The 21,966-nt window shown below is 68.9% G+C and carries 19 protein-coding genes; 6 read left to right on the top strand and 13 right to left on the bottom strand.

Translation table 11 applies throughout. The annotated features are described in order from the left end of the window. On the bottom strand, window positions 1-603 hold the full coding sequence (locus tag ACTWPT_RS21630; RefSeq protein ID WP_443179228.1) for an AMIN-like domain-containing (lipo)protein: 603 nt from the start codon (window positions 601-603) through the stop codon (window positions 1-3). 125 nt (window positions 604-728) lie between these two features. On the opposite strand from ACTWPT_RS21630, the gene ACTWPT_RS21625 reads away from it, so the two are divergent. Beyond that, complete coding sequence (locus tag ACTWPT_RS21625) at window positions 729-2,597, top strand: hypothetical protein (protein WP_443179227.1); 1,869 nt, start codon at window positions 729-731, stop codon at window positions 2,595-2,597. A gap of 44 nt (window positions 2,598-2,641) precedes the next feature. Here ACTWPT_RS21625 and ACTWPT_RS21620 read toward each other — a convergent pair whose 3' ends face one another. Next, the gene (locus ACTWPT_RS21620) at window positions 2,642-4,015 is read right to left on the bottom strand and encodes an MFS transporter (RefSeq protein WP_443179282.1); all 1,374 of its coding nucleotides are present in this window, start codon (window positions 4,013-4,015) and stop codon (window positions 2,642-2,644) included. 141 nt (window positions 4,016-4,156) lie between these two features. Here ACTWPT_RS21620 and ACTWPT_RS21615 point away from each other — a divergent pair, with 141 nt between their 5' ends. Beyond that, on the top strand, window positions 4,157-4,546 hold the full coding sequence (locus ACTWPT_RS21615) for a MarR family winged helix-turn-helix transcriptional regulator (protein ID WP_443179226.1): 390 nt from the start codon (window positions 4,157-4,159) through the stop codon (window positions 4,544-4,546). A 40-nt stretch (window positions 4,547-4,586) separates the two neighbouring features. Here ACTWPT_RS21615 and ACTWPT_RS21610 read toward each other — a convergent pair whose 3' ends face one another. The 6 genes from ACTWPT_RS21610 to ACTWPT_RS21585 all read right to left on the bottom strand — a co-directional run bounded on the left by ACTWPT_RS21610 (window position 4,587) and on the right by ACTWPT_RS21585 (window position 11,442). Beyond that, window positions 4,587-5,867: a thymidine phosphorylase gene (locus ACTWPT_RS21610; protein WP_443179225.1), complete on the bottom strand. Its 1,281-nt coding sequence runs from the start codon at window positions 5,865-5,867 to the stop codon at window positions 4,587-4,589. Next, window positions 5,867-6,262: a cytidine deaminase gene (locus tag ACTWPT_RS21605; RefSeq protein ID WP_443179224.1), complete on the bottom strand. Its 396-nt coding sequence runs from the start codon at window positions 6,260-6,262 to the stop codon at window positions 5,867-5,869. Before ACTWPT_RS21605 ends, ACTWPT_RS21610 begins: the two co-directional genes overlap by 1 nt. Further along, the gene (locus ACTWPT_RS21600; RefSeq protein WP_443179223.1) at window positions 6,259-7,539 is read right to left on the bottom strand and encodes an ABC transporter permease; all 1,281 of its coding nucleotides are present in this window, start codon (window positions 7,537-7,539) and stop codon (window positions 6,259-6,261) included. Before ACTWPT_RS21600 ends, ACTWPT_RS21605 begins: the two co-directional genes overlap by 4 nt. Then, window positions 7,536-8,678 (bottom strand): ABC transporter permease, encoded by a 1,143-nt coding sequence (locus tag ACTWPT_RS21595; RefSeq protein WP_443179222.1) that lies wholly within the window; start codon window positions 8,676-8,678, stop codon window positions 7,536-7,538. The genes ACTWPT_RS21600 and ACTWPT_RS21595 overlap by 4 nt, the downstream gene beginning before the upstream one ends. Next, entirely contained in the window at window positions 8,678-10,288 is a 1,611-nt protein-coding gene (locus ACTWPT_RS21590) for an ABC transporter ATP-binding protein (protein WP_443179221.1), read from the bottom strand. The genes ACTWPT_RS21595 and ACTWPT_RS21590 overlap by 1 nt, the downstream gene beginning before the upstream one ends. 83 nt (window positions 10,289-10,371) lie before the next feature. Then, complete coding sequence (locus ACTWPT_RS21585; RefSeq protein WP_443179220.1) at window positions 10,372-11,442, bottom strand: BMP family lipoprotein; 1,071 nt, start codon at window positions 11,440-11,442, stop codon at window positions 10,372-10,374. A 278-nt stretch (window positions 11,443-11,720) separates the two neighbouring features. Here ACTWPT_RS21585 and ACTWPT_RS21580 point away from each other — a divergent pair, with 278 nt between their 5' ends. Beyond that, window positions 11,721-13,601, top strand: a complete 1,881-nt coding sequence (locus ACTWPT_RS21580) for a Xaa-Pro dipeptidyl-peptidase (protein WP_443179219.1) — start codon at window positions 11,721-11,723, stop codon at window positions 13,599-13,601. Here ACTWPT_RS21580 and ACTWPT_RS21575 read toward each other — a convergent pair. Next, window positions 13,582-14,805, bottom strand: a complete 1,224-nt coding sequence (locus tag ACTWPT_RS21575; protein ID WP_443179218.1) for a M20 family metallopeptidase — start codon at window positions 14,803-14,805, stop codon at window positions 13,582-13,584. The two genes, ACTWPT_RS21580 and ACTWPT_RS21575, sit on opposite strands and share 20 nt — an antisense overlap. Before the next feature lie 494 nt (window positions 14,806-15,299). Here ACTWPT_RS21575 and ACTWPT_RS21570 point away from each other — a divergent pair, with 494 nt between their 5' ends. Then, a complete protein-coding gene (locus ACTWPT_RS21570; RefSeq protein ID WP_443179217.1) occupies window positions 15,300-16,691 on the top strand; it encodes a peptide ligase PGM1-related protein in 1,392 nt (463 codons plus the stop codon). On the opposite strand, the gene ACTWPT_RS21565 is transcribed toward ACTWPT_RS21570, so the two are convergent. Further along, complete coding sequence (locus ACTWPT_RS21565) at window positions 16,663-16,902, bottom strand: SCO4848 family membrane protein (RefSeq protein WP_443179216.1); 240 nt, start codon at window positions 16,900-16,902, stop codon at window positions 16,663-16,665. The genes ACTWPT_RS21570 and ACTWPT_RS21565 overlap by 29 nt on opposite strands. 98 nt (window positions 16,903-17,000) lie before the next feature. Here ACTWPT_RS21565 and ACTWPT_RS21560 point away from each other — a divergent pair, with 98 nt between their 5' ends. Next, window positions 17,001-18,107: a D-alanyl-D-alanine carboxypeptidase family protein gene (locus ACTWPT_RS21560; protein ID WP_443179215.1), complete on the top strand. Its 1,107-nt coding sequence runs from the start codon at window positions 17,001-17,003 to the stop codon at window positions 18,105-18,107. Here the strand turns inward: ACTWPT_RS21560 and ACTWPT_RS21555 are convergent. Both ACTWPT_RS21555 and ACTWPT_RS21550 read right to left on the bottom strand, forming a co-directional pair. Continuing rightward, entirely contained in the window at window positions 18,096-19,022 is a 927-nt protein-coding gene (locus ACTWPT_RS21555) for a YihY/virulence factor BrkB family protein (protein WP_443179214.1), read from the bottom strand. The two genes, ACTWPT_RS21560 and ACTWPT_RS21555, sit on opposite strands and share 12 nt — an antisense overlap. Window positions 19,023-19,191: 169 nt before the next feature. After that, a complete protein-coding gene (locus tag ACTWPT_RS21550) occupies window positions 19,192-20,454 on the bottom strand; it encodes an amidohydrolase family protein (protein ID WP_443179213.1) in 1,263 nt (420 codons plus the stop codon). Between the two features lie 60 nt (window positions 20,455-20,514). On the opposite strand from ACTWPT_RS21550, the gene ACTWPT_RS21545 reads away from it, so the two are divergent. Continuing rightward, on the top strand, window positions 20,515-21,021 hold the full coding sequence (locus ACTWPT_RS21545) for a MarR family winged helix-turn-helix transcriptional regulator (protein WP_443179212.1): 507 nt from the start codon (window positions 20,515-20,517) through the stop codon (window positions 21,019-21,021). Here ACTWPT_RS21545 and ACTWPT_RS21540 read toward each other — a convergent pair. Continuing rightward, window positions 21,018-21,884 carry a haloalkane dehalogenase gene (locus tag ACTWPT_RS21540; protein WP_443179211.1) on the bottom strand — a complete coding sequence of 289 codons (867 nt, stop codon included), beginning with the start codon at window positions 21,882-21,884 and terminating at the stop codon, window positions 21,018-21,020. The two genes, ACTWPT_RS21545 and ACTWPT_RS21540, sit on opposite strands and share 4 nt — an antisense overlap. Window positions 21,885-21,966 lie beyond the last annotated feature (82 nt).

Raw genomic sequence — 21,966 nt, 5'->3', positions numbered from 1 at the left:
TCAGTGTGCCACGTCGAGTACCAGCCGGTTGGGCGAGGACGCCTCGGTGAGCTGGAACGCCGCCTGCCTGGCCAGCACCAGGCCGACGCCGACGTGGCTCTCGAAGTCACCGGTCCGCACGACCTCGGTGAGATTGCGGAGGTCGGCCTGGTAGACCGGGCCGCCCGTCCAGGTGAGCTCGCCGTCCTCCTCGTGCGCGTTCGCGGGGAAGAGCGTGAGCTGCAGGTACGCGCCCCCGCGCACCTCGATGGGCTTGCCGGAGCCGGCCTCCACAAACTCGTCCACCCATCTCACGCTGTATCCAGGAATATCGCCTTCGAGGTCGATGACCAGCCGGTCGTACGTTTCGTGGGCGGCATACCGGACAGCCGTCACGACGGCGGGCCCGATGCCCGGCCGCTCGACGTCCACCTCCGCCGTGCTGGTCGGGGTGCCCGGCTCGGGAATGGCCGCCGATTCGGTCGCGAACGGGGTTCCGGGCAGGGCGTTCTGGGTGGCCGGGCCGCACGCCGTGCCGCCGGCCGCGAGCAGGGCCAGGCAGGCGAGCGGAGCGGCGAGGCGGCTGCGCGCCCACCGGCCGCCGCACGGGGATGACGGTCGCATGCCCGGTAGATGCCCAGCGCACCGGCCCGCAAGCGGCGTTTCGGGCGGCCGGCGCGATCTTTCCTGGCCCTTTCGCCGAACGGGACCGACCCTCTACCCTGATCAGCTCACAAGGAGTCACATACGTGAGCGAATCCAACGACTTACCGGTTTTCCTGGCCAATTACGGGGCGTCGTTTGCCCGGACCGCGTACCTGCTGACCGGCGACGCGGACCGAGCGCGCGATCTGGCCGTGGGCGCGCTGGTCACGGTCGGCCGCCGCTGGTCCTCGGTCCGCTGGAGCCAGCCGGTGGACGCCGTGCTGCGCGAGTTGTATCGGCGCTTCCTGTCGGACAAGGCTCCGCCGGCGTCTGGGTCCTTCGTGCTGGCCTCGCTGCCACCCAACGCGCGGGCCGCCGTGGTCGCCCGCTACCACGACGGCCTCCCACCGCAGCAGGCCGCCGCGATCACGGGCCTGTGGACGGCCATCCTCGACCAGGAAACTCACCAGGCCCTGGCCTACCTCAAAGCCACCCACCCGGACCTCTTCACCACCGCCGCATCCGCTCCGCCGCAGCCAACCGCCTCACCACAGTCCGCACCGGAGACGCCGCCAGACGGGCACATCCCCGATGACCGTCCGCCCGCGCCGCGACACCCCGCAACCACGCCGTGGGCCGCCCCGGAAGCCGCGCCATCCGCCACCCCCGAAGCAACGCCGTGGGCCGTCCCCGAAGCCGGGTCCGGCGCCTCTCGTGACCAGCCCGGGGCTTTCGCCGCAGCCGACAACCCCGGGTCCGCCGGTTCGCCAGGATCGGGGCCGTGGGAGGCGCCGGCGCGGGCGTGGGATACGGCCGCGGCGGACGACGAACCGGCGGTGCGGGCCGCACTGATCCGCATCGCCGGCGACATGCCCCACATCCACCTCTCCGACGCCGTCCTACGCATCATCGGCCGGCGGCGCAGGGTCCGGGCGGCCACCTGGGCGACGGTCATCGCCGGCTCGGTAGCCGCGTTCGCGGCCCTGACCGTGGCGGCCGTGACCGCCGTCGCCGACAACCTCGAGCAGGTGATGGCCGAGCCCGACGACTACACCACCGGCTACCAGACCACGGAGAAGACTCCCGACGCCCTGCCCGCAAAGCTGAACGACCCGATCCACTACGCCTACCTGGGCTACTGCCAGAACACCCCCAACGACCCGCCGAACCCGCAGCCCTGCGGCCAGTGGCGCCTGGTGACCGTGTCGGGCGACGAATGGCGGCTGCCCGGCGCCGGAGCCGGGTACGACCAGAACACCGGCGCCGCGCTCCCGCTGGCCGTCAGCCACAATGGCCGCCGCCTGGCCTATCGCAACAACCGGGGCTCGTACGTCGTCCACGACCTCCCCACGAACACCGTCAGGCGGATAGACGTCGACGACGAGCCGCTCCCCGCGACCCTCACGTCCTCGCCCAACGGCCGCTACTTCGCCATCGCCTTCGCCGGCGAGGGCACCACCACCAGCGCGCTGCTCGACTTCGACACCGGCGTGACCAGCTACACCACAGGCAAGGAGGTCGAGGTCCTCGCCGTGCGGGACGACGGAGCTCAGGTGGTCAGCGAGCGCGAGGACGTCGAGAACGTCCCCGGCCACGCCTCCGTCACCACGATCGAGCTGCGCGGCGCACAGGTCTACGCGGGCGGCTACCGCATCGACCCCGACCTCATCGAGTACGGGGGCGCCCTGTCCCCGGACGGCCAGACGCTGGCCCTGATCGCCGAGGACTCGTACCTCGTCACCATGGACGTCCGCACGGGCGGCGTCTCCGCGGTCCGCACGGCATTGGACGAGTACGAGGTGATCGCGGTGGAGCGCTGGCTCAGCGCGGACGAGGTCCTGGTACGGCAGTTGGACGATGACTACGTCTACCTGGCGAAGGTCAACGTGCGGTCGGGCACCTCGACCGAGTTCACGGACGAGGCGACCGAGTCGCTCGAGTACGACTCGCCGATCGGCGTGGTGGCGGAATGAGAAGAGGGCCCCGCCAGGACGGCGGGGCCCTCGTGATGGAGTGATCAGACGGTCTCGTAGACCTTGTCGCTGTCCGGCTCCACGGCCACGGCCTTGCGGCCGCGCAGCCCGATCACCGAGATCGCCAGCCCGACCAGGGCCAGCACCAGCGACACCACGATGGCCGCGCGCAGCGTACCGATCGAGAGCGTCTCGCCACCGCCCGAGGTCAGCACGGCGGTGACCGCGGCCAGCACGATGGCACCGCCCACCTGCCCGGAGGTGTTGAGCAGCCCGGAGGCCAGCCCCTGCTCATCGTCGTGCACGCCGCTGACGGCCTGGATGTTGAGCGCGGGGAACGACAGCGCGAACGCGACGCCCAGTAGCAGCATCCCGGGGATGACCATGCCGGCCAGGCTGGGCGTGCTGTCGATGCCCAGGAAGATCGCGTAGCCGCCGGCCAACGCGGCCGCGCCGATGACGATCAGCTTGCCGGTGCCGAACCTGTCGGCGAAGTCGCCCATCTTGGTCGAGGTGACCGCGACGAGCAGGCCGGCGGGCAGGAACGCCAGCGCTGTGCCCAGGGCCGACCAGCCCAGCAGGTTCTGGAAGTACTGCATGGCCACGAACTGGAAGGCCACGTACGAACCCATGAGGATGAGCAGACCGAGGTTGGCCCGGACGATGTGGCCGGAACGCAGGATGCCCAGCCGCACCAGCGGGTGCTTCATCCGCAGTTCGGTGAAGACGAACAAGCCGAGCAGCGCCGCCACGGCCACCAGCGAGCCGATGGTACGCACCGAGGCCCACCCGGCCTCGGGCGCCTGGACGACGGTGAAGACCAGGAGCAACATCGAAGCGGTGATCAGTACGGCGCCGAGCAGGTCGTGGCCGCCCTCGGCCCGCTCCTCGGCGCCGCGCGGCAGCACCTTCAACGCGGCGAAAAGCGCGACGATCGCGACGGGCACCGGCATCAGCAGCGTCGCCCGCCAGTCGAGCTCCGTCAGCAGGCCGGAGAGCACGAGGCCGAGCGAGTAGCCGCTGGCGCCGCAGGCGGTGAAGATGCTCAATGCCCTGTTGCGCTCCGGGCCCTCAGGAAAGGTCGTCGTGATGATCGACAATGCCGCGGGCGCGGTGAAGGCGGCCGCCACACCCTTGACGAACCTGGCCGCGATCAACAGGGCCCCGTCGTCCACGATGCCACCGAGCAGCGACGCGACGGCGAACACACCCAGCGCGACCAGGAACACCCTGCGCCGCCCGAGCAAGTCGGCGGTCCTGCCCCCGAGCAACAGAAGACCGCCGTAGCCGAGCACATAACCGCTGACCACCCACTGCAAGGACGACGTGCTCAAATCCAGGTCTTGCTGGATGGCCGGGAGGGCGACGCCGACCATCGAAACGTCCAGGGCGTCAAGGAAGATCACCGCGCAGAGCACGGTGAGCAACCCCCAACGTGAAGAAAGCGATGCGGAAGTTGAGGAAGAGGACATGGGTCAGAACAATACATGCGCCAGCATCTAATGCAAGCGCATTTAATGCCGTTGCATAAGTTTTAGCGGGGTGGTAACCTCCGCGACATGGACGAGGAGTTCGTGCTCGAGACCTGGCATTACGTCTTGGCCAAGCACGCCAAAGCCATGTGCGCGCTGGAGCGAGAGCTGGGCGATCGACACGGGCTGGGGCCGAGCGAGTTCGAGGTGCTGGACCGGATCGTGCACCACGAGAAGAATCTGCGGCTACAGGAGCTCTGCGACGAGGTTCACCTGAGCCAGAGCGCGCTGTCCAGGGTGGTGGCGCGGTTGGAGAAGGCTGCGCTCGTGTCACGGTGCGTTTGCGACTCGGACCGGCGCGGCGTCTTCGTGGCCATCACCGACGAGGGCCGCGCCCGCCACGCAGAAGCACTCCCCACCCACCGCGCCGTCCTGTCCGGCATCTTCAGCGACACCCCCGCCGCCCTGATCTCCTGACCCGGACGGCGGGACAGGCGCCCGCACGCGCCCAGCCGGACTACGAGGCCGTGATGCGGTCGATGACCAGCGGAAGCTGCTCCTCGCTTGCCGCCCCCACCGCGTACCCGCCTTCCAACGCCTCCAGCGCCCGCCCGAACCGCTCGGTCTCGTCGGCGTGCAACGTCATCAACGGCTGGCCGGCCCGCACCAGATCCCCTGGCTTGGCATGCAGCGTGACGCCGGCCCCGAACGACACCGGGTCCTCCTTACGCGCCCGCCCGGCCCCCAGCCGCCAGGCCGCCAGCCCCACCGCGTACGCGTCCAGCCGGGTCAGCACCCCCGACGCCGGCGCCTCGACGACCATCGTCTCGGCCGCGCGCGGCAACACGGCGTCCGGGTCCCCGCTCTGAGCGGCGATCATCCGCCGCCAGGCGTCCATGGCCGACCCGTCCTGCAGCGCCTTGGCCGGGTCCTTGCCGGCGGAGACCCCGGCCGCCTCCAGCATCTCCCGCGCCAGCCGTACCGTCAGCTCCACGACGTCAGAGGGCCCGCCACCGGCGAGGACCTCGACGGACTCCTCGACCTCCAGCGCGTTGCCCACGGCCCGCCCCAGGGGCCGGTCCATCGCGGTGAGCAGCGCGACCGTGCGCACCCCCGCGTCCGTGCCGAGTGCGACCATCGTCTCGGCCAGCTCGCGCGCCGTCGAGACGGACTTCATGAACGCCCCCGACCCCACCTTGACGTCGAGGACCAGCGAGCCGGTGCCCTCGGCGATCTTCTTCGACATGATCGACGAGGCGATCAGCGGGATGGACTCGACGGTGCCGGTGACGTCCCGCAGCGCGTACAGCTTCTTGTCGGCGGGGGCGAGGCCCGAGCCCGCCGCGCAGACGACGGCGCCGGCCGAGCGCAGGACGTGCAACATCTCGTCGTTGGAGAGCGAGGCCCGCCAGCCCGGAATGGACTCCAGCTTGTCCAGGGTGCCGCCGGTGTGGCCGAGGCCGCGTCCGGACAGCTGCGGCACGTACGCGCCGCACGCCGCCACCAGCGGCGCCAGCGGAAGCGTGATCTTGTCGCCGACGCCGCCGGTCGAGTGTTTGTCGGCAGTCGGCCGATCCAGCATCGACCAGTCCATACGCTCGCCGGAGCGGATCATGGCCTCGGTCCAGTCGGCGATCTCGCGCCGGTTCATGCCGTTCAGCAGGATGGCCATGGCCAGCGCGGACATCTGCTCGTCGGCCACGTCGCCACGGGTGTAGGCGGCGATCACCCAGTCGATCTGAGCCGTGGTCAGCTCGCCGCCGTCCCGCTTGGCGCGGATGACCTCGATGGCATCCACTACGCGCTCCTGCTCAGGTCTTCCGGGCCGAACGCGTACGGCAGGATCTCGGACATCGGCTTCGGCCCGTCGACGGTCTCGACCAGCAGGTCCTCGCCGCCGAACTCGTACAGGAGCTGCCGGCAGCGCCCGCACGGCATCAGCAATTCGCCGTGGCCGTCCACGCAGGTGAAGGCCACCAGCCGGCCACCGCCGGACCGCTGCAGCGCCGACACCAGCCCGCACTCGGCGCACAGGCCGAGCCCGTAGGAGGCGTTCTCGACGTTGCAGCCCGTGACGATCCTCCCGTCGTCGACGAGCGCCGCCGCCCCCACGGGGAATTTCGAGTACGGCGCGTACGCGTGCCGCATGGCCTCAGCAGCCTCGCCGCGCAGGCTGTCCCAGTCGATGCTCAATGCTGCTCCCCCCGGCGGTAGCGCACGCCGTCGGCCTTGGGCATCCGCAGCCGCTGCGAAGCCACCAGGAGCACGAGCAGCGTGAGCACGTGTGGTGTGATGAAGACGAACTCGTTCGGCAGCTGGTCTACGGTCATCCAGAGCCAGAACAATACGACCATGCCCGCCGCCGCGGCGGCCATCAGCGTGTAGTCCTTGGGACTCCTGGCCGCCAGCTCGACCGGCTGGTCGGGCGCCAGCATCCGGCGAGCCCTGATGATCAGATAGGCGAGCAGCAGCACCGCGCCGAACAGGAAGAACGACGTGACCGCCCCCGAGCTGCGCAGCTGCAGGCCGTCGGCGTAGCCGAACAACGACGCGCCGGCGGCGAGCCCGCCAGGGCGCCAGTTACCGAAGATCATGGCGGCCAGGCCGATGAAGCCGCGCCCGGCCGTCTGGCCCTCGACGTACTTGGTGGAGACGAAGACCAGGAACACGCCGCCGAGCCCGGCGAACGCACCGGAGATGACGACCGCGATGTACTTGATCAGGTAGACGTTCACGCCCAGCGACTCGGCCGCCCACGGGTTCTCGCCCACGGAGCGCAGCCGCAGGCCGAAGGCCGTGCGCCAGAGCACGAAGAACGTCAGCGGCAGCAGCAGGACCGCCAGGACGACCAGGATGTTCACGTTGTGCGTGAGGCCGCGCAGGATGCCCGCGAGGTCGGAGAGCAGGAACCAGTGGGTGCTCTCGAGCTTCCCGAGCAGGTCAGGGCCGTCCGAGAGCAGCGGCAGGCTGGGCTCCCACGTCTTCCCGGTGATCGCGGGCGAGGTGGTGATGCCCGCGCCGGCGTCGGCCGCCGGGGTGCCCTCCTTGTAGAGCACCTCGGACAGGAAGCGGGTGACGCCGGGGCCGAGCAAGTTGATGGCGACGCCGCTGATGATGTGGTCGACGCCGAACGTCACGGTGGCCACGGCGTGGATGAGGCCGCCGAGCGCGCCGCCGAGCAGCCCCGCGATCAGCGCCGCAACGGCGCCCCACTGGTAGCCGGCCCAGCCGGCGAACCAGGTGCCGAGCACCATCATGCCTTCGAGGCCGATGTTGACCACGCCGGCCCGCTCGGCCCACAGACCGCCGAGTCCGGCCAGGCCGATCGGCACGGCCAGCAGCAACGCGGCGGCGAACGTGCCGGAGGAGGTGATGTCGTTCTGGCCCGACACGACGCGTACCAGCGACATCAGCAGGAGGAGCGCGGCGACGCCGACAAGCACCATGTGGTACTTGGTGAATCTGGTCATGCTGCCACCTCAACCGGAGTGTTCCTGCCAAGCTGCTGGGCGGCTCGCTGTTCTTCGAGCCTGAGCGCCAGCCGGTTGGTCACCTCGTTCGCCACGACGACCAGCAGGACGATCACTCCCTGGATGATCGTGACGACGGACGCGGGGACCTCCGCGAACTGCAGCGCGCCCTGCGCCCGGTCGAGGAAGGCAAACAGCAACGCGGCGACCGCGATGCCCACGGGCTTGTTCCTGCCGAGCAGCGCCACCGCGATGCCCAGGAAGCCCAGACCGGCGGTGAAGTTGGAATTGAAGGCGCCCCTGTCGCCGAGGATCTCGGGCAGGCCGATGAGCCCGGCGATGCCGCCGGACAGCACCATCGCCGCAATGATCATCTTCTTCGGGTTGACGCCGGAGGCGAGCGCGGCCGGCCCGTTGAGCCCGCTGGCCTTCACGTTGAAGCCGAAGCGGGTGCGCTCCAGCACCACCCAGACCGCCAGACCAAGTACGACCGCCAGGAGCAGGAAGCCCCACAGGCCGCCCCCACGGGTCGGCGAGGGCTGCCCGAACCAGTCGAAGATGAAGTTGAGATTGGGGAACATGGCCGAGTCCGCCAACTTCGGCGTGGTCGTGGTGAGCTGCCCTTCGCCGCGCTGCCCCGCGAACGGGCCGCGCACGAGAAAGGACGTCAGGTTGATCGCGATGTAGTTGAGCATGATCGTGGCGATGACTTCGTTCACGCCCCTGGTCACCTTCATGACCGCGGGAATCAGCGCGTAGAGGCCGCCGACGGCCGCCGCGACAACGACGATCATCGCGATCTGGATCGGCGCGGGAGCGGTGAACGTCGAGCCCACGTAGGCCGCGCAAACGGCGGCCAGCCGGTATTGCCCCTCCACGCCGATGTTGAAGAGGTTCATGCGGAAGCCGACGGCCACCGCCAGACCGGCGATGAACAGCGGCACCGCCCGGTTGAGGAACGCCGCGACGCCGTTGACCACCGCCCGTGGCGTCTCGCCGAAATTGAAGAAGGCGGCGAACGCGTCCAGCGGGCTGGCACCCGCGGCGATGATCGCCACGCTGGAGATCGCGATGGCCAGGACGATGGCGATGACGGCGCCGGCCACGGTGAGCAGCGCCCGGTTGAGCCCGGCGGGCATCACGTCTCCTCAGTGCCGGCGATGGCGCCGGTCATGTAGCCGCCCAGCCGCTCGGGCGTGATGTCGGAAGGATCGAGTGCGGCCACGAGGCGTCCCCGGTAGATCACCTGAATCGTGTCGGACAGGCCGATCAGCTCGTCGAGGTCGGCGGAGATGAGCAGCACGGCCAGGCCCGCCGCCCGGGCGTTGCGCAGGTGGTCCCAGATGGCGGCCTGGGCGCCGACGTCCACGCCGCGCGTCGGGTGCGCGGCGATGAGGAACTTGGGCGCGCCGCTCATCTCGCGGCCCACGATCAGCTTCTGCTGATTGCCGCCGGACAGGGCCAGGGCGAGGGTGTCGACGCTCGGCGTGCGGACGTCGTAGTCCTTGACGATGCGCTCGGTGTCGGCCTTGGCGGCCCGCCGGTCGACCCAGATGCCGTTACGCGCCGGTTTCCTGGTCTGGTGGCCGAGCACGCGGTTCTCCCACAGGGACGCCTCCAGCAGCAGACCCTGGCGGTGCCGGTCCTCGGGGATGTAGCCGATGCCGGATTCCCTGCGCTTGAGCGTGGACCAGGTGCTGATGTCCAGCTCGCCAAGGGCGATACGGCCGTGCGTGGCGCGGATGCCCATGATGGCCTCGATCAGCTCGGACTGGCCGTTGCCCTCGACGCCGGCGATGCCGAGGATCTCCCCCTCGTGGATGTCGAACGACACGTCGTCGAGGAGCAGCCTCTTGCCGTCCGCACGCAACTTCTCGGCGTACTCCTCGACCGAGGCGCCCTTCGGCACCGGGTGGTAGCCGTCGGCCTCCATGGTGAGGTGCGCGACCTGGAGCGCCACGCGGTCGGTCACCGTGGACTCGCGGGTCTCGGGCGTGGGCAGTTCGCTGCCGACCATGAGCTCGGCGAGCTGGCGGGCGCTGGTGACCTCGTTCCTGGCCAGGCTTGCGACCGTGGTGCCGCGCCGGATCACGGTGATCGCGTCGGCGATGTCGAGCACCTCGTCGAGCTTGTGCGAGATGAAGATGACGGTCAGGCCCTCGGCCTTGAGCTCGCGCAGGTTCTGGAAGAGCTCCTCGACCTCCTGGGGGACGAGCACGGCCGTCGGCTCGTCGAGGATCAGGATGCGGGCGCCGCGGTAGAGGACCTTGAGGATCTCCACGCGCTGGCGGTCGCCGACGCCGAGGTCCTCCACGAGCTTGTCAGGATCGACCCGCAGACCGTGGCTCTCCGCCAGCTCGGTGATGCGCTTGCGGGCGGCGGCGGTGTCCAGCCTGCCGCCCTTCTTCGGTTCGGCGCCGAGAACGATGTTCTCCAGCACGGTGAGGTTGTCGGCCAGCATGAAATGCTGGTGGACCATACCGATGCCGACCGCGATGGCGTCACTGGGCGTGCGGAAACCGACCTCGGTGCCGTTGACTTTGATGGTGCCCTCGTCCGGCTTCTGCATGCCGTAAAGGATCTTCATCAGGGTGGATTTGCCTGCGCCGTTCTCACCGACGATGGCATGCACCGTGCCGGGTTCGACGGTGATGCGGATGTCGTGGTTCGCTACGACGCCGGGGAAACGCTTGGTGATGCCCTCCAGCTCTACGGCGGGTTTCGCCGTGGCCAGGGTGTCAGCACTCATCTCGCCTCTCCTAGAGGGGGGCGGCATAGACAGAAGGCCCGAAGTAGCCGGACTCCGGGCCCTCAGTCGATCGTCCTACCAGGTTACGGCTTAGCCGGAACCGTGATTTTGCCGTCGACGATGTCCTGCCTGGCAGCGTCGAGCTTGTCCTTGATGTCGTCGATCTCGCCACCGGTGGTGGCCAGGCCAACGCCGTCGACCTTGAGGTCGTAGGTGACATTGCTGCCGCCCTTGGCGCCGCCCTGGAAGGCCTTGATGAACTCGAACACGCCGACGTCGACGCGCTTGAGCATCGAGGTCATGATGACCGACTGCAGGTCGGTCTCCTTGACCGTCTGGCGCTGGTCGGCGTCGACGCCGATGGCCTTCTTCTTGGCCGCGGCCGCCGCCTGGAACACGCCGAGGCCGGAGTCGCCGGAGGCGTGGTAGACGATGTCGGCGCCGTCCTGGTACATCTTGTCGGCCGCCACCTTGCCCTTGTCGGGGGCCTTGAAGCCGGAGAAGTCACCGTCGGGCGTGAGGTACTTGATGTCGATCTTGATGTCCGACTTGACCGACTTCGCGCCGGCCACGTAGCCCGCCTCGAACTTCTTGATCAGGTCGTTCTCCACACCGCCGACGAAGCCGATGTGGCCGCCCTCCGACTTGGTCGCCGCGGCGACGCCCGCCAGATAGGAGCCCTGCTCTTCGGCGAACAGCAGGCCGGTGACATTGGGCGCGTTGGAGGCGGAGTCGACGACCGCGAACTCGATGTCCGGGTACTCCTCGGCCGTCTTCTTGATGTCCTCGCCGTAGGCGAAGCCGACACCGATGATCGGGTTGTAGCCGGCGTCGGCGAGCTGACGCAGTAGGTCGCCGCGGTTGGAGCCGTCGGCGGCCGGGCTCAGCTCCTTGATCTCCGCGCTGAGCTCCGTCTTCGCCTTCTCCAGGCCGGCGTACGCGGCGTCGTTGAACGACTTGTCACCACGTCCGCCGATGTCGAACGCCAGTCCGACCTTGAGCGCACTCTTCGGCGCCTCGCTGCTGGCCGCACCGGTCGGCGCCTCGCTGGCCGTCGTGGAGCCCCCACCACTGCCGCCACATGCGGCCGCTGCCATGAGCATGACCCCAGCTACCGAGCCGAGCGCCATCCTGTTGAATCGCTTGCCGAGCAAGGCGACTCCCTTCCATTTCCCCGCCGTCGAGATTCATCGCAGGCGCGAAGAAACGTACGGCACCTGCACGGAAGATAGTTGCTTGACCAGGGCAGACCAAACCAGCGCACAGGGTCGCAACTACTCCGTTATCGACCTCAGTCGCGTCTGTGACCTGAAACCCTCATGAGAGAGCACACAGAAGTTTGCCCGACTTTGGGGTTGAATCACCTCTTGCCCTGGGCCCGATCATGACAGAGATTCCCACAGACGGTGGAATTTTCCGATCGGAGCCCCGCATGCACCCCAGGAAGGCACTGGCCGCGCCGCTGGCCGCGATCCTCATCGCGGCCTTAACCGGCACCGCGCCGGCCGCAGCCGACACCCCCGCCATCAAGATCGAAAACAACGCCACCCAGCCGGTCTTCTCCCGGGCGGACGCCATCAAGCGGACGGTGTTCGTCGAGGTCGCCGGGACCGACAGCGACAACGACGGCGCACCGGACCGCGTCGCGGTGGACATCCTGCGCCCCAAGGAGACCGACCAGGGACTGAAGGTCCCAGTCATCATGGAGGCCAGCCCGTACTACGCCGGGGGCAACGACGTCGCCAACCACCCCGTGGACGTGGACGAGAACGGCAACCCCCTGCCCACGCTCAAGGCACTCGCCAACAAGCTGGCCGCCGAGCCGTTCGACGGCTACTACGACAACTACTTCCTGCCCCGCGGCTACGCCATCGCACTGGTGGAGAACCTCGGCAGCGGCCGCGCCACCGGCTGCCCGACCTCCGGCGACCGCAACGAGACGGCAGGCCCGAAGGCCGCGATCGACTGGCTGAACGGCCGCGCCAAGGGCTTCGACGCCGCCGGCAACCCGGTCGAGGCCACCTGGTCCACCGGCAAGGTCGGCATGATCGGCGTCTCCTACAACGGCACGCTCCCGAACGCGGTCGCCGCGACCGGCGTCGAGGGTCTGGAGACGATCGTGCCGATCGCCGCGATCTCCAGTTGGTACGACTACTACCGCGCCAACGGCGGCGTCCTGGCCCCCGGCGGCTTCCAGGGCGAGGACCTGGACGTGCTCGCCAAATACGTGCTGACCAGGGAGAACGGCCAGGAGGCCTGCGGCGCGCTGATGGACCAGATCACCGCCACCCAGGACCGGATCACCGGCGACTACAGCCCCGTCTGGGACGCCCGCAATTACCTGAACGACGTCGGCAAGGTCAAGGCCAGCGTCTTCGTCGTACACGGGCTCAACGACTGGAACGTCAAGACCAAGCAGTTCGCGCAGTGGTGGTACGCCCTGGCCAAGCGGCACGTGCCGCGCAAGATCTGGCTGCACCAGGGCACCCACATGAACCCGTTCAGCCTGCGCACGGTCGAGTGGCTGCGCCAGCTGCACGGCTGGTTCGACCACTGGCTGTACGGCATCGACTCGGGCATCATGCGTGAGCCGCAGGCCGACGTCGAGATCGCGGCCGGCCAGTGGGCCCAGCACAAGTCGTGGCCGCTGCCCGGCGCCACGGCCGTTCCTCTCCACCTGGGGTCCGGCCAGCGGCTGAGCCTGGTCCCCCGGCCGCTGTCGGCCAAGGAGTCCTTCGTCGACCAGAAGGCCAGGACGGCCGAAGAGCTCGTCGAGGCCACGGGGTCCGACCCGAACCGGCTGGCGTACACGACCGGCGAGCTCCCCGCCGACGTACGGATCTCCGGCACGCCGACGGTGTCGGTGCGTGCCTCGTTCAAGAACGGGGCGTCGCCGTACCTGACGGCGTTACTGGTGGACTACGGCACCGACGTCCGCCCCAACGGCACGTTGCTCTCGACCGGCCAGACCTACTGCTACGGCCAGGGTGTCCCGGGTGACACGGGCTGCACCACGCTCAGGGCGCTGGGCACGGCCACCACCCCGTACAAGATCGTCACCCGGGGATGGCTGGACGTGCGCAACCGGCACCGCCATGACCGGACGGAGCCGCTGCGGCCGGGCAAGGACTACACCTTCACCTGGGACTTCCAGCCGACGGACTACCTGTTCAAGAAGGGCCACCGGCTGGGACTGGTGATCATCTCGACCGACTACGACTACACCCTGCGGTACCCGCCGGGCACCGAGATCACGGTGTCGCCGGGGCACTCGTCCCTGGGGCTGCCGATGGTCACGCCAGCGCGCTGGTGATCGAGTCGAGCGGCCCGACCTCCCAGAGGGCGGTCAGCGCGGTGGCGGCCATGATCCGCACACCCATCGCGATCGCCTTCTCGTCCACGTCGAACGTGCCCTGGTGGATGTCGTAGGTCACGCCGCCCGGCGAGCGGGTGCCCAGGCGGGCGAACGCACCGGGAATCGACTCGAGGTACCAAGCGAAGTCCTCGCCGCCGAGCGACTGCTGGGTCGGGATCACCGCACCCGCGCCCAGCACCCGCTCGGCGGCCTCGGCCAGCATCTCGACGCTGACCTCGTCGTTGACCACCGGCGGCACGCCGCGCTTGTAGTCCAGCTCGGCCTCGATGCCGTAGGCGCCGGCCACCGAGTCCAGCAGGGACTTGATCAGATCGGGGGCGGCGTGCCAGGCGTCCTCGTCGAGGCAGCGCACGGTGCCTTCGGCGATGCCGTCGTCGGGGATCGCGTTGGCCGCCGTGCCGGCCTCGACCCGGCCCCAGACGAGGCTGAGCGAGGAGCGCGGGTCGACGCGGCGCGACAGGGCCGCGGGCAGTTCGGTGAGGATCTTGGCGAGGGCGAAGACGAGGTCGGCGGTCAGGTGCGGGCGCGCGGTGTGGCCGCCGGGTCCCGAGACCCGGATGGTCAGCTTGTCGCAGGCCGAGGTGATCGGGCCCGGCCTGAGCCCGACCTGACCGACGTCCACGCGCGGGTCGCAGTGCAGGCCGAAGATGCGGTCGACGCCGCTGATGCCGCCGTGCGCCATGACCTCGAGCGCGCCGCCAGGCAACTCCTCAGCGGGCTGGAAGATCAGCCGGACCCGGCCGGGCAGCAGGCCGGCCGCGGCCTGCTGGGCCAGGAAGAGCGAGGTGCCGAGCAACACGGTGGTGTGCACGTCATGGCCGCAGGCGTGGCAGGCGCCGCCCACGCTCGAGCGGTAGGACACGTCCTTCTCGTCGTGCAGCGGCAGCGCGTCGATGTCCGCGCGCAGCGCGACGGTCGGGCCGTCGCCGCTGCCCACGTCGCAGATGAGGCCGGTGCCCCTGGGGAGCACCGAAGGCGTCAGCCCGGCGGCGGTGAGCCGCTCGGCGATCCGCTGCGTCGTGCGATATTCGGCGAAGGCCAGCTCAGGGTGCATGTGGAGGTCGCGGCGGAACGCCACGAGATCCTGCTCGGTCTCCGCCAGGAACGCGTCGAGTTCTCCCCGAAGCTCACGTCCCCGCATATGTCACCATCCCGTCCATGCCGCGCGCCCCAATATGTCTGACCATCGCGGCTCATGCGCTGTGAAAGCTCGTCCTTCCGCCGTGGCCACCCGGTCGAGCGGCCGCTCGGCGAATCAAAAAACACACCCGCTGGTTCGGGTGCGCGAGATCGTCAGCATGGGCTTTGCGTTCGTCAGTCGCGAGCGCCGCTGCAGCCCGGGTGCACAGCGGTTGGCCGTGAGCCCGATGGCGATGCTTCGACTCTATCCCCCGCGCGCGACTTCCCGCCGACAGATACACCAAAAGTTAGCCGACGGCACGTCCGTAACCTCAGGTGGTGACGTTACGTGAACGTCTGCCTGATCCAGAAATAGTCACAAGGGATCATTAGATGGTGACCCGATGTCGCCGGTTCCAAACGTGGTCGGCGATTCCGAATCCTGTCACCTTCTGTCATGGTCATCACACTTCGGCGGTGGCTGCATTTGAGAAGAATGCGTGTTTCACTCGCAATATGATCACTAATATCCCGTTCGGGGAGAAGTATGCTGGGTTGAGCATCTTCGAGCCGAGTGAGGGGACCCTGGTGGTCGTACCCTCGCTCTCCCTTCCGCAGGACGAGCTGCGCCGCATCACGGCAGCCAGGTCCTACGAGGAGCGCCTGCTCTTCCTCCTGCTGACGCTCCGCGAACCCGGGGTAAAGGTGGTCTACCTCTCCTCCGCGCCCATCGATCCCGACATCATCGACTACTACTTCGCGTTCCTGCCCGATCCGGATGACGCCGCCAAGCGGCTCACGTTGATCACGATCGACGATCCCTGGTCTCAGCCGTTGACCAGGAGCCTGCTCGACCGCCCTGATGTGATCGAGCAGCTGCGGTCGGAGATCGACGGCGACGCGTGTCTGGTGCCGTTCGTCCTGAGCGAGCTCGAGGAAGAGCTCGCGTCGTTACTCAACGTGCCCCTCTACGGTCCGGCCACCGCTTTCGCCTATTACGGCTCAAAGAGCGGCGCCCGCGAGATGGGCCACGAGGCGGGCGTGCCGATGGCACGTGGCTTCGGCGACCTGCGGACCACACTCGAGATCGAGGAGGCCATCGAGGCGCTGCCGGGCGATCGGGTGATCGTCAAGCTGAACGACGCCTACTCCGGGCTTGGCAACGCGATCGTCACCAAGACCGACAGGTCGCTGACCAGTTTCGCGATGGCAGGCGAGAGCTGGGACACGTTCTCGACGAAGATCAGGGACCGCGGGGCGGTGGTCGAGGAGTACATCGAGCACCGGCCGCTCTACCACCCCAGCGCGCTGGCCTGCATCACGCCGGGCGGCGAGGCGCGGGTGCTGGCCACGCACGACCAGGTGCTCGGCGGCGCCAACGGCCACGTCTACCAGGGCTGCACGTTCCCGGCCGCGCCCGAGTACCGCGCCGAGGTGGGCGCCTCGGCCGAGCGGATCGCGCGCGTGCTGGCCGAACGGGGCGTGGTGGGGGTCTTCGGGATGGACTTCTTCGCGCTGAAGGCCGACGCCGGGTACGCGGCGCTGCTGTGCGAGATCAACCTGCGGATCGGCGGCACTACGCATCCGTTCGGCTCGGCCGTGCTCACGACCGGCGCCGCGTACGATCCCGCGACCGGCCTGCTCATGGCCGGCGATCAGCCGAAGTACTACACGGCGACCGACAACTGCGCCTCCTCCTGCCTGCGCGGGCGCACCCCGGGCGAGGTCATGCGCACGGCGGACCGGCTGGGTATCGGATTCGATGCCGAACGGCGCACCGGGAACGTCTTCCACCTGCTCGGGGCCATTCCCGAGCACGGGAAGCTGGGCTTCACCTCGATCGGCGACTCACGAGAGGAGGCCGACGAGCTGCACGCGCTTACCCGGCGTCTCCTTTGCGGCCCCTAAGGGAATGATCACTGAGTGATCCAGGACGGAGTCCACGCCAGCCGATGACCGCGAGCACAATGGCGAGGACGATGTTCACCGCGATCAAGATGCCGTGGACGACATAAAAGCTGGTTTCATGCCCATCTTGCAGGTTAAACCCGAGATTCACCCACTCGAAGACCATGAACGCGCCGAGCGCCATCAGGAATCCGGCGATCTTTCGTGACATCTGTGCCTCTCTGGTATCAATGGCGGATCTTCGGGGGATGTGTCGCCACATGGGCATTCACACGAAGCTACGCTGAGACCGCCATGTGGACAAAAATCGTGCCGGTAACGGCACTCATCGCCTCGGTCTCGCTCACCGGTGGGACCGCATATGCCGCACCGACGACACCCGTCGGTGGCGAGGCGCTGGGCAGCCGCGGCCTGGTGGCGCCCCAAGGCGTCAAGAAGCCGCCCAAGACCAAGGCTACTTCGTACGTCATCGCGGACGTGGGCACGGGCCAGGTGCTCGCGGCCAAGGACGCTCACGGGCGTTACCTGCCGGCCAGCACGCTGAAGACGCTGACCGCGCTCACGCTCATCCCCAAGCTCGACAAGAGCCGCAAGATCCGGCCCAGCCAGAACGCCTGCAACCAGGAGGGCAGCGCGGTCGGTCTGACGCCGAAGATGACCTACAAGGTCGAGGACCTGTTCAAAGCGTTGATGATGTCGTCGGGCAACGACGCGGCCATGGCGCTCGCCGAGACGAACGGCGGCCTCGCCAAGACGATGGCGGACATGAACGCCGAGGCCAAGCGGCTGCAGGCGTACGACACCGTGGCCAAGACGCCGAGCGGCCTGGACAAGCCCGGGCAGAGCAGCTCGGCCTACGATCTGGCGCTCATCGCCCGCGCCGGTCTGGCCAACCCCGACTTCACCCGCTACATCAGCACGAAGATCGCGAACTTCCCGGCGCCCAAGGGCAAGCACTACCAGATCAGCAACCACAACAAGCTGCTCTGGCGCTACAACGGCATGGTCGGCATCAAGAACGGCTGGACCACGAAGGCGCAGGCCAGCTTCGTCGGCGCGGCCACCCGCGGCGGTCACACGATCGTGGTGAGCATCATGCGACACGAGGGCGGCTTCTGGGACGAGGTGGCCTCGCTGCTCGACTGGGGCTTCTCGGTCAGGGGCAAGGCCGCACCGGTCGGGCAGCTGGTCGACCCGCTCCCCGCAGGGCTGCCCGCCCCGCAGCAGCAGGCGTCCGCTCCGCCGGCCGCGAACGTCACCCCCGCCCAGCAGCCGCCGCTGCTGGACACGGCGGCGCGCAACCAGGACGCCTCCACCAAGACGGTCGGTTCCGTGGTGATCGGCAGTGGGCTGCTGTTCGGGCTGATCTATCTCTGGTACGGCATCCGCCGCAAGCGCGCCAAGTCACGCTTCTGACGCCGGCGGCGGCGTCGGGGACGGCGGCGGGCACAACCCCGCCGTCGCCGTCCACGCGGCGACGTAGAGCACGAGCCTGGCGGAGAAGTTCATCCAGACCAGCAAGCCCACGATGACGGCGAACGTGCCGTAGACGGGGTTGCCGAGCGTCTGCCCCAGCAGCAGCGTGGCGAGCTGCTTGAGCACGCCGAACCCGATCGCGCCGAGCAACGCGCCCTTGGCGATCAGCCGGAACGGCTGGGTGGGCCTCGCCACCCAGCCGAGCAGGATCAGGAACAACAACCAGTCGGCGCCCACGCTCGCCGCCACCCCGGCCAGCCGCAGCCCGGTGGTGACCAGTGCGGACTCGCTGCCGAACAGGAATTCCAGCACGTTGTCCGTGGCCGTGGTGGCGAACCCGGCCACCAGCACCGAGGAGATCATCGTCACGCCGATCATGACGATCGAGGCCAGATCGCGGAGCTTGCCCAGGAAGAAGTTGAGCGGCGGTTCGGTGGTCATGGACATCTCGCGCAACGCCCCGCGCAGCGCGTCCAGCGCGCCGAGCCCGGCGTAGAGGAGACCGAGCAGGCCGATGATCCCGGCGGTCTCCTTGGCCTTGGCGATGGCGTCGAAGTCCAGCTGCGCGGCGATCCCCGGCAGCCGCTCGATGATCGCCGCCTCCAGCGCCTCCCTGGTCGGCTCACTGGTCGCCACCACGAGCCCGAGCACCGCGTACGACAGCGCCACCAACGGGAAGAACGACAGGAACGCGAAGTAGGTGACCGCGCCCGCCAGCCGGTCGCCGAACTGCAGCTGGTAGCGCTGCACGGCCCTGATGAGATGATCGAACGACAACCTGCGGACCCGCCAGTCATCCACCTTGCCGCGGCCCCAGGCCTTGGCCTCCTCGATCCTCTCCGCCAGGCCCGCCATCACGCCCTCCTGCTCCTGGCCTCACTCCGTTCGGCGGCTCGGTCGCCATATGCCGCCGCCTTCCCCCGCTCTGGTCGCTACGCTCCCGCCGCTCCTCCAGGCGACGGCACTCCCTCGCAGGCTCATTGGCCTCACTCCGTGAGGCGGGCGACGACGCTCCCTCGCGGGATCACCTCACAACCGCGCCCGCGGACTCCCGCAGGGAGGCGAGGACCGCCGTCAGGTCGTGGTGGAGCAACTGCCCATCTCGCTTGACGACACGCCCCGCGACCAGCACCGTGTCGACGGAACTTGTGTCGGCGTTCAGCACGATAGCGCCGATCGGGTCGTGGGCGGCGGCCATGCCGAGCCGGTCGGTACGCAACAGCACCAGGTCCGCCTGCTTGCCGGGCCGCAGCGAACCGATCACGCCGTCCATGCCGAGCACCTGGGCGCCCTCGATGGTGGCCATGCGCAGCGCGTCGCGGGTGGTGAAGCCGAGTCCGGCGCCGTCGGGGCGGCCGCGTTCGAGCAGGTGGATCGTCCGCATCAGGGAGAACATGTCGCCGGGCGAACAGGCCACGGTGTCGGCGCCGAGCCCGGTCGGTACGCCTGCCGCCCTGGCCCGCCCGGTGGCCGGGTAGCCGATTCCCAGGTTCATCTCGTCCACCGGCGCGAGCGAGACGCTGCCGCCGCTGGCGGCGATGCGCTTGAACTCCTCATCGGTGTAGTGCAGGGCGTGCACGAACGTCGTCGGGGTGTCGAGCAGCCCGTTCGCCTCCAGGAAAGCCAGCCCGGTGCCCTCCGGGTTGTTTCCGAGATGGCAGGTGACCGGAAGGCCGAGCTCCTTGGCCAGCCGCCACTCCACCAGCGCACGCTCCTCCCCCGCGATCTCCGGCCCCAGGGCGGCGAGGGCCATCGTGACCAGGCCGTCCGGCAGCTGTTCTCGCACCCGCCGGGTCTCGCTCACCAGGCCACCGGGCTCGCCTCCATGGCAGTAGCCGAACACCGCCCTGATGCCGGATTCGCGCAGCGCCTGGAGTGCCGCCTCGGTATGGCCGGGGCTGAACTGGATGTGCGACCAGTCGAGCAGCGTGGTGATGCCCGCGTCGAGGCACTCCAGCGCGCCCCCGAGGTTGCCGGCGTAGACGTCCTCGGGACGGTGGCGGGGCGCGAGCTCGCCTACGACGCGCCGCATGTAGCCGGGGAAGTCGACGTCGGGCGCGGCGGCCCTGATGGCGGCCTGCCAGGTGTGCCGGTGGGTGTCGACGAAGCCGGGGAGCACGAACCGCCCGGCCGCGTCGATCACCTCCGCGCCGGGGACGTCCGGCAGGCCGGGGCCCACCTCGGCGATGGCGCCGTCCTCGATCCGCACGTCGGCGCGGCCGAGGACGACGGGCTCAGGCTCCGTGTCGATGACGACGCCATTCTTGATCAACATGGTAGTTGTCATGCTCGAAAGCTTAAACAGAAGCTTTTAGAAAAGCAATCTCCCGCTAGGTATCCTCAAGGCGTGAAACCGGATGAGATCGACGCGCTGACACCCCTCTGGAAAGAGGTGGGCATGTCGTCGTCGCTCATCGCCACGCTCGAGCTCGGCAAGCGGATAACCCGGCTCCATCTGCTGTTCGAGCAGGCGATCAAGGTGGAGCTGGCGGAGCTGGGGCTGACCTACGCCGAGTTCGACGTGCTGATGACGCTGAACCGGGCGGCGCCTCCATACCGGATGAAGCCCAGCGAGCTGTCGAAGGCGCTGCTCCTCACCTCGGGGGGCATCAGCAACGTGCTGCAGCGGCTGATGGCGGCGGGATACGTGGAGCGCGAGGCCAACGCGGGGGACGCGCGCAGCCGTTGGGTGCAGTTGACGGACGAGGGACGGCGGGTGGCCGAGGCGGGTCTGGAGGCTTCGTCCCGGGCGTACACGGACGTGACCGCCGGGATTCCGGAGGAGACGATGCGGCGGGCGGCGGACGCGCTCCGCGAGGTCCTGGCCCCGATGAGCCGCCGCCGCTACCGCTAGCCCAGATCGTGCCGGCCGGCCCAGGCCGAGATCGCCGCGGCGATGGCCTCGGGCCGATCCTCCGCCGCGTGGTGCCCGGCCGGACCGCCGTGCTCGCTCTCCAGGGCGGCGATGTTCCCCGCGCACCAGGCGGCCATCCGCTCCGTGATCAGCAGTGTCGGCGAAGAGTCGAAGGTGACCAGCAGCTTGGGCACATCGCCGCTAGCGCCCAGCCATTTGAGATAGCCCTCGATCCGCTCCGCCACGTCGGCCGGCTCGCCGTCGAGCGGCAGCGAACGTGACCACTCCAGCAACGGCCGCCGGCTTTCGCGCGTCGGGTACGGCGCCAGATAGGGCGCCTTCTCCTCATCACTCAAGGGCGTCAGCACCCCTCCCGTGAACGCGGTGTCCACGAGGAAGTTCTGATCGAGCACCAGCGACTCCCCTTCAGGGCCGCGGATGGCCTCGGCGCGGGCACGCGGCCTGTCTCCGAGCTCGTCCCAGCTCATCCCGCGCAGGATGGTTTCGAAGAAGGCGACGCCCCGCACTCGATCCGGGTGGCGGGAGGCCCAGTCGAAGGCGAGCGAGCCACCCCAGTCGTGGCCGACGAGCACCACCTGGGAAAGGTCGAGCGCGTCGAACCAGGCGTCGAGGTAGCGGGCGTGGTCGGCGAACCGGTACGGGATGTCGGGCTTGCCCGAGCGGCCCATGCCGATGAGGTCCGGGGCGAGCAGGCGGCGACCGTCCGCGGCGACCCCCGGCAGGACCTTGCGCCAGGCATGGGAGGAGGCGGGGTTTCCGTGCAGGAAGACGAAGGGCACACCGGCGCCCGAGTCCTCGTAGTGCATGGTCGAGTCGAGCACGTCGATCGTCTTGGAAGACATGATCCCTATTTCGTTCGTGAGACTAACGTTTATGGCACTAACGAACGTACATCGTTAGTGCCACTAACGCAAGGCGGATATG

The organism is Nonomuraea sp. 3N208 (genome assembly GCF_052245935.1).
GTDB lineage: Bacteria > Actinomycetota > Actinomycetes > Streptosporangiales > Streptosporangiaceae > Nonomuraea.
Note: the sequence above shows the minus strand (reverse complement) of the source record. Positions and strands in the feature narration are given on the sequence as shown.

Bases quoted from the DNA above. Each gene is read 5' to 3' on its own strand.
- ACTWPT_RS21630 (WP_443179228.1), bottom strand. From the start codon at position 603: ATGCGACCGTCATCCCCGTGCGGCGGCCGGTGGGCGCGCAGCCGCCTC.
- ACTWPT_RS21615 (WP_443179226.1), top strand. From the start codon at position 4,157: ATGGACGAGGAGTTCGTGCTCGAGACCTGGCATTACGTCTTGGCCAAG.
- ACTWPT_RS21600 (WP_443179223.1), bottom strand. From the start codon at position 7,539: ATGACCAGATTCACCAAGTACCACATGGTGCTTGTCGGCGTCGCCGCG.
- ACTWPT_RS21595 (WP_443179222.1), bottom strand. From the start codon at position 8,678: ATGCCCGCCGGGCTCAACCGGGCGCTGCTCACCGTGGCCGGCGCCGTC.
- ACTWPT_RS21590 (WP_443179221.1), bottom strand. From the start codon at position 10,288: ATGAGTGCTGACACCCTGGCCACGGCGAAACCCGCCGTAGAGCTGGAG.
- ACTWPT_RS21580 (WP_443179219.1), top strand. From the start codon at position 11,721: ATGCACCCCAGGAAGGCACTGGCCGCGCCGCTGGCCGCGATCCTCATC.
- ACTWPT_RS21575 (WP_443179218.1), bottom strand. From the start codon at position 14,805: ATGCGGGGACGTGAGCTTCGGGGAGAACTCGACGCGTTCCTGGCGGAG.
- ACTWPT_RS21570 (WP_443179217.1), top strand. From the start codon at position 15,300: ATGATCACTAATATCCCGTTCGGGGAGAAGTATGCTGGGTTGAGCATC.
- ACTWPT_RS21565 (WP_443179216.1), bottom strand. From the start codon at position 16,902: ATGTCACGAAAGATCGCCGGATTCCTGATGGCGCTCGGCGCGTTCATG.
- ACTWPT_RS21555 (WP_443179214.1), bottom strand. From the start codon at position 19,022: ATGGCGGGCCTGGCGGAGAGGATCGAGGAGGCCAAGGCCTGGGGCCGC.
- ACTWPT_RS21550 (WP_443179213.1), bottom strand. From the start codon at position 20,454: ATGACAACTACCATGTTGATCAAGAATGGCGTCGTCATCGACACGGAG.
- ACTWPT_RS21540 (WP_443179211.1), bottom strand. From the start codon at position 21,884: ATGTCTTCCAAGACGATCGACGTGCTCGACTCGACCATGCACTACGAG.